This window comes from Bradyrhizobium sp. CSA207 (assembly GCF_029051685.1).
Classification (GTDB): domain Bacteria; phylum Pseudomonadota; class Alphaproteobacteria; order Rhizobiales; family Xanthobacteraceae; genus Bradyrhizobium.
The window spans coordinates 1-6,178 of record NZ_JAACFT010000081.1; the positions used below are offsets into that span (position 1 = coordinate 1).

The 6,178-nt window shown below is 57.6% G+C and carries 2 protein-coding genes and 2 pseudogenes; 2 read left to right on the forward strand and 2 right to left on the reverse strand.

Going from position 1 to position 6,178, the window contains the following annotated elements; translation table 11 throughout:
* Positions 1-788, reverse strand: a 788-nt coding sequence (gene gmd / locus GWG65_RS39780) for a GDP-mannose 4,6-dehydratase (protein WP_275200851.1), incomplete at its 3' end; no start/stop codon positions are given.
* A gap of 1,082 nt (positions 789-1,870) precedes the next feature.
* Here gmd and GWG65_RS39785 point away from each other — a divergent pair.
* Both GWG65_RS39785 and GWG65_RS39790 read left to right on the forward strand, forming a co-directional pair.
* Positions 1,871-3,103, forward strand: a pseudogene (locus tag GWG65_RS39785) (IS701 family transposase).
* A gap of 349 nt (positions 3,104-3,452) precedes the next feature.
* Entirely contained in the window at positions 3,453-5,417 is a 1,965-nt protein-coding gene (locus GWG65_RS39790; protein WP_275200852.1) for a beta-L-arabinofuranosidase domain-containing protein, read from the forward strand.
* A gap of 574 nt (positions 5,418-5,991) precedes the next feature.
* Here GWG65_RS39790 and GWG65_RS39795 read toward each other — a convergent pair.
* A pseudogene (locus GWG65_RS39795) lies at positions 5,992-6,178 on the reverse strand (IS3 family transposase); the annotation flags it as partial.

Here is a 6,178-nt window from a genome sequence, read left to right on the forward strand (position 1 = left end):
CGCATCTCGCCGGTGGCGAGCACGAAGTCGTCCGCCTTGTCGGCCTGCAGGATCTTGTGCATGCCTTCGACATAATCCTTGGCATGACCCCAGTCGCGCTTGGCGTCGAGATTGCCGAGATAGAGCATCTTCTCCAGACCGACCTCGATACGGGCGACGCCGCGCGTGATCTTGCGGGTCACAAAGGTCTCGCCGCGGATCGGGCTCTCATGGTTGAACAGGATACCGTTGCTGGCGAACATGCCGTAAGCTTCGCGGTAGTTCACGGTGATCCAGTAGCCGTAGAGTTTTGCCACGCCATAAGGCGAGCGCGGATAGAACGGCGTGGTCTCCTTCTGCGGGATCTCCTGGACGAGACCATAGAGCTCGGAGGTCGAGGCCTGGTAGAACCGCGTCTCCTTCTCCATGCCGAGGATACGGATCGCCTCGAGCAGCCGCAGCACGCCGATGGCGTCGGCATTGGCGGTGTATTCGGGACTTTCGAAACTGACGGCGACGTGACTTTGGGCGGCGAGATTGTAGATTTCGGTCGGCCGGATCTGCTGCACCAGGCGGATCAGATTGGTCGAGTCCGTCATGTCGCCGTAATGCATCAGGAATGGCACGTCGCCAACATGCGGGTCCTGGTAGAGATGATCGACACGCGCGGTGTTGAACGACGACGAGCGCCGCTTGAGGCCGTGCACGACATAGCCCAGCGACAACAGATATTCGGCGAGATAGGCGCCGTCCTGCCCGGTGACGCCGGTGATCAGAGCGACCCGCCGTTTGCTCTCTTGGTTTGACAAATCGTTTCTCTGCGCAGGCTAATGTCAGTCCCCGATCGACGACGTCAATCGCGTCTGGCCTCTTCGAATGCGCAAGCGTCACGCTCTCGAAGTGCCGAGTTCTGGACCCTCTATAGGCATTACATCGATCGCTCAACTGTACCGAGGTAACCTTCCACATCGAAAGGGTTTTGAAGGACTATACGAAAGTTTGTAGTCCGGCAGATGTCGTTCGGCCTTCGCCCTAGAGGCGTTTCTCTATTGCTTGGGTGCGACCAATGGAATTGCGGCGCGGATATAGGAGGTAAGCAGACCTGTGGGGCCGAGAAGCGTTCCCCAGTCTCTGCGTGCTCAACTCGCGCTTCGAGCCAGGGAGTCCCCTCATTTCTTCTCCTTGTCTAAGAGTGTTCCAGGCTTGCTGTTCATCCAGTGCAACTGCGAGCAAGCCGGGCAAACAAAGCCTTGAAATTCGTTCTCTGTCGCGCAGTCCTTATCATCATCGATCCATTTCTGGACAATCATGGTGGTAATCGGGCAAGCAAAAGTGAAAGAGCGCATATTGACTCTGTGCTGTTTGAGTTCACAGAAAACGCTGCATGAATGGGCCAGTGCACCTGCTATGCAAGACCTCAAGGGAGATTATCGCGACGAGCCGTGTGCTCTGTGCCCCTAACGACGAATTCAGTAGCGGAAATAATCTGGCGGTTCGTTGCTCGCGAGTGCGGCACGGAATCAACAAAATGGTGCGTCTAGCGCGCGGACGATATGGCTCAGAAGGTCAGTGCTCGGTTCGGCGACCATCCCGCCGGGGGTCTTTTGGCGGTTTGCTGATCCCGAGCGCCCCTTCTCTTATCGAGGCCGGCGGCAAAGTCCCGGTTCTTGAGCAAACTTTCGGGGGATACAGCCTGAACTGACGGATCAACTGCCTCAATTATTGCTTTTTTGATTTGCAGCCCCTCGGCAGAAAGAAGTGGGATGAACTGCTCGTGGAGGGGGCGACCTGGGCCCTTAAACCACGCGCCGCCCGCTCGAATGCGCCGAAAGCAGCGTAAGCTTAGCATTACAGTTGCCCTTTCTGAAGATTTCTGAATCCATGGGCAACCATGATTCGAAGATCGTGGACGCAGGCAGCTTCGATTGAAGAGACGCTTGCGTTGTGGGCGGCGTCGCTTCGCGAGATCAAGAAGCGGATACGTCCGTTGTTCGGGCAAGAGCGTGTTGCGAAGAATGCAGGCTTGTTTCTGGAAGGTCTGCTTGGAGACGAGCAACGCAAGACCGGTTGGATGCGCGGAGGCAGCTGGCGATCCTGGCCCATGGCGGCAACAGGCAATCCTGGGTCGCAGGGACTGGGATGCTGATGCTCTGCGCGATATCGTCCGCGATTATGTCATCGAGCATCTGGCGGACCCTGAAGCGGTCCTGGTGATCGACGAGACCGGTTTTCTCAAACAGGGCAAGGCGTCGTGCGGAGTGGCGCGGCAATACACTGGTTCGGCGGGCAAGATCATGAACTGCCAGATCGGCGTCTTCGCAGCCTACGTTTCGCGCCACGGTCATGCTTTCATCGACCGCGCGCTGTATCTTCCGAAGGAATGGACCGACGATCCAGAGCGCCTGGAAGCCGCATACGTGCCCCCCGATACCGGCTTTGCGACCAAGCCAAAGCTTGCGACGAGAATGATCGCACGCGCCATAGCCGCGGCTGTCCCATTCGAGTGGGTTGCTGGCGATACCGTCTACGGTGTCGGCGACATCGAACAGCAACTACGCCAGGCGGGCAAAGGCTATGTACTCGGAGTCAGCAGCGCTCTTGTATTCCATTCCTGGGGCAAGCGTCGATCGGTCGCCGGCACCGCCGCCGACATCGCCTCGACGCGGCGTTCGTCCGACTGGAAACGCCTGTCGGCAGGGGACGGAACCAAAGGACCGAGGCTGCATGATTGGTGCTATCTCGAACTGGCCGATCTCGATGCCGGGCAGTTCAACAGCGCAAATGACGGCTTGTGGACACGCGGCCTGCTGATCCGTCGTCGCATCGCCGATGGCGACCTTGCCTTCTTCACCACTTGGTGTCCGGCAGGAACAGCCATCGAAACGCTGGTCGCAGTCGAAGGCCATCGTTGGGCGATCGAAGACAGTTTTGAGACCGCCAAAAACGAGTTCGGGCTCGATCACAATGAGAGCCGTTCCTGGCATGGCTGGCATCGCCACGTGTCAATGGCGATGCTCGCCTTCGCCATGATGGCGGTGATCCGCCATCATGCCAATCCGCCGCGGCCAAAAAAACCCAACGCCGAACCACGGCAAAAACAAAGCCATCGCCGCCTCGTCATTGATCCGATGGTCAATCAAGGAAGTTCGGCCCATCGCCATCAGGCTCGCTCGAAAGCGGATCCAGCCCGCACACATCATCGCATGGTCACTCTGGCGCAGAGCTCACCAGGCGACCGCTCGGCGTGCGCACCTCAAAGCAAAACGGCAACTGTAGTGTTAGGCGGGCCCTTTCTGAGGCCTACGCCGTCCAGCGGCATCGGGGGCAGCCTTTCCATTTCTAGCGCTTCAACGTTCGCGTGGAGAATACGATGGCGCAGCCGCCAATTTCGAGGCCGCAACCTCAACAACGATCATGGCGAGCTGGCTTGCCTGAGCTAGGCGCCCGTTCGCCCCACACGAAGGAGAAACGAGATGAATCAGCGAGATGTGGCCGAAGTCAATCTTCACGACCTACAGGTCTCGGATCCGCTGATTGGGAAATGCCAGCACTTGGTGACGGAAGTAGCGATTCCCTATCAATGGGACGCGCTGAACGACCGCAATCCCGCAGCGACACCGAGCCACGCGGTAGAAAACTTCCGTATTGCCGCCGGACGTGCGAAGGGGGAGTTCTACGGCACGGTTTTTCAGGACAGTGATGTCGCAAAATGGCTAGAGGCGGTTGCTTGGTCGCTGTGCCAGGCGCCCAATCCGGACTTGGAGAAAGCCGCCGATGAGCTGATTGAAGTGATTGCGGCCGCCCAATGCGGCGACGGCTATCTCAACACCTATTTCATGCTAAAGGCGCCTCAGGACCGCTGGAGCAACCTAGCCGAATGCCATGAGCTTTACTGTGCCGGCCACTTGATTGAAGCGGGTATCGCTTTCTTTCTGGCTACTGGCAAACGACGCCTGCTGGAGGTCGTTTGCAAGCTTGCTGACCACCTCGGCACGGTTTTCGGCCCGGAGCGCGATCAGTTACACGGCTATGATGGCCATCCAGAAATTGAACTTGCATTGACGCGCCTCTACGAAGTGACGCAGGAGCAGCGATATCTGACGCTAGCCAATTATTTCGTGGAGCAACGCGGCACAGAGCCGCACTTCTATGACATAGAACACGAGAAACGCCGGCAATCCTGCCACGTCAAATCATCTGGCGTGCCCTCGATGGTGAAAAATAAAGCCTATAGCCAGGCGCACCTGCCAATTTCGGAACAGCGGACCGCAACCGGTCATGCGGTTCGGTTTGTATACCTTATGACTGCGGTCGCTCATCTCGCGCGGCTGCGTCAGAACGAGCAGCAACGCCAGGCTTGCCTACGGCTATGGCAAAACATGGTGCAGCGCCAGATCTATATCACCGGCGGTATCGGCTCGCAAAGCTTCGGCGAAGCGTTCAGCAGTGATTACGATCTGCCGAACGATACTGCGTACGCGGAAAGTTGCGCGTCGATTGGCCTGATGATGTTCGCGCGCCGTATGCTGGAGATGGAAGTGGACAGTCGCTATGCCGACGTGATGGAGCGCGCGTTCTACAATACGGTCCTGGGCAGTATCGCTTTTGATGGGCGTCACTATTTCTATGTTAACCCGCTCGAAGTTCATCCCAAAACGCTGCGGTCCAATGGCATCTACAGTCATGTCAGGCCGGTGCGGCAACGCTGGTTTGGCTGCGCCTGCTGTCCGCCGAACATCGCACGCATCTTCACATCAATTGGTCATTACATCTATACGCCATGCTCCGACGCGCTCTATATCAATCTCTATATTGGCAATAGCGTGGCGGTATCGGTCGGCGGGCATACGCTGCGGTTGCTCATAAGCGGCAACTATCCTTGGAGGGACGAGGTGGAAATCGCTGTGGAATCTGCACAGCCAATCGCCCACACGCTCGCCCTGCGCCTGCCGGAATGGTGCAGCGCGCCGGAGACGACCCTGAACGGCGAACCTGTCAATTGCGAGTCGCGCAAGGGCTATTTGCACATTCACCGCACGTGGCGGCAGGGAGATCGGGTCAAACTATCGCTGCCGATGGAAGTACGCCGCGTATACGGTCATCCGCAACTTCGCAATTTGGCGGGCAAGGTGGCTATCCAGCGTGGCCCTTTGATTTATTGTCTGGAAGAAGCCGACAACGGGACCGAGTTACATAACGTTTGGCTTCCTGCAGAAAGCCAGTTTTCGCTTATCGAAGGCTCTGGTCTCTTTAGCGACAAGATTTTGCTGCAGGCTGATGGGACCAGGTTGCAACACACGCATTCTGAAGAAAGGGCGCTTTATCAGTACGACAAAGTGCCCGGACAGCTACAACTGCAGCCGCTGACATTCATTCCGTGGTTCAGCTGGGCTAACCGCGGCGAAGGCGAAATGCGGATTTGGATTAATGAGCGCTGACGCGAACGCCTGAGTCGCGCGTCACATGCGATCAAGTTTGGCCGTGATGATGCCGTATCATCTCGGGCGCATCGGAGCTGACCCTTGCTTTCTTGACGGGCGGACCATCTTGCAGTGCGTCAGCCGTCTTCGGATTATCTACGCTGGCTGTCCGATAGTCAGCTAGATTGCCGCCCAGAAACAAGACCTCGGCCTCCTCGGTCGGTATTCCCCTCACCCAAACTCGCAACTCCTCATCTCCAGGAGCATGGCCGCGCTCTAAAATACCGTTGATTTTTTTTGTCGGCCAAGCGATGACACTCGGTATCGTGTAGGTGTGTAACTCCTTAGCGTTCTCTGCAATTGCCTTCGCGCCATGCTCGGTCTCGTCCTTTGAAAGGAGCAGTCGTGAGGGGTCCTCGCACAATGACACAAAAGCACTCTGTGTAACGCCTTTGGTGTGCCATGCAGCGAGGCGCGCCATATCAATTTCGTCCTCCCTTTCGTCGTCCGAGCAGATAGCGGCCTTAGAAACATGCGGGCTAGCGTGAGCACGCAAATCCGCTAAGGAACGCACATGCGCGATGGCACTCCCGGCTCGCGCTTCGCGCCCGTCAGCATAGGCGTTCAGATGCACCTCTTCATATTTGATCGAGCGCCACAACCGTTCGATGAAAATATTGTCCATGAAACGGCCGCGTCCGTCCATCGAAATCGCGACGCCCGCGGCCTCCAGCCTGCCGGTGAAGGTGGCGCTGGTGAACTGCGCGCCCTGATCGGTG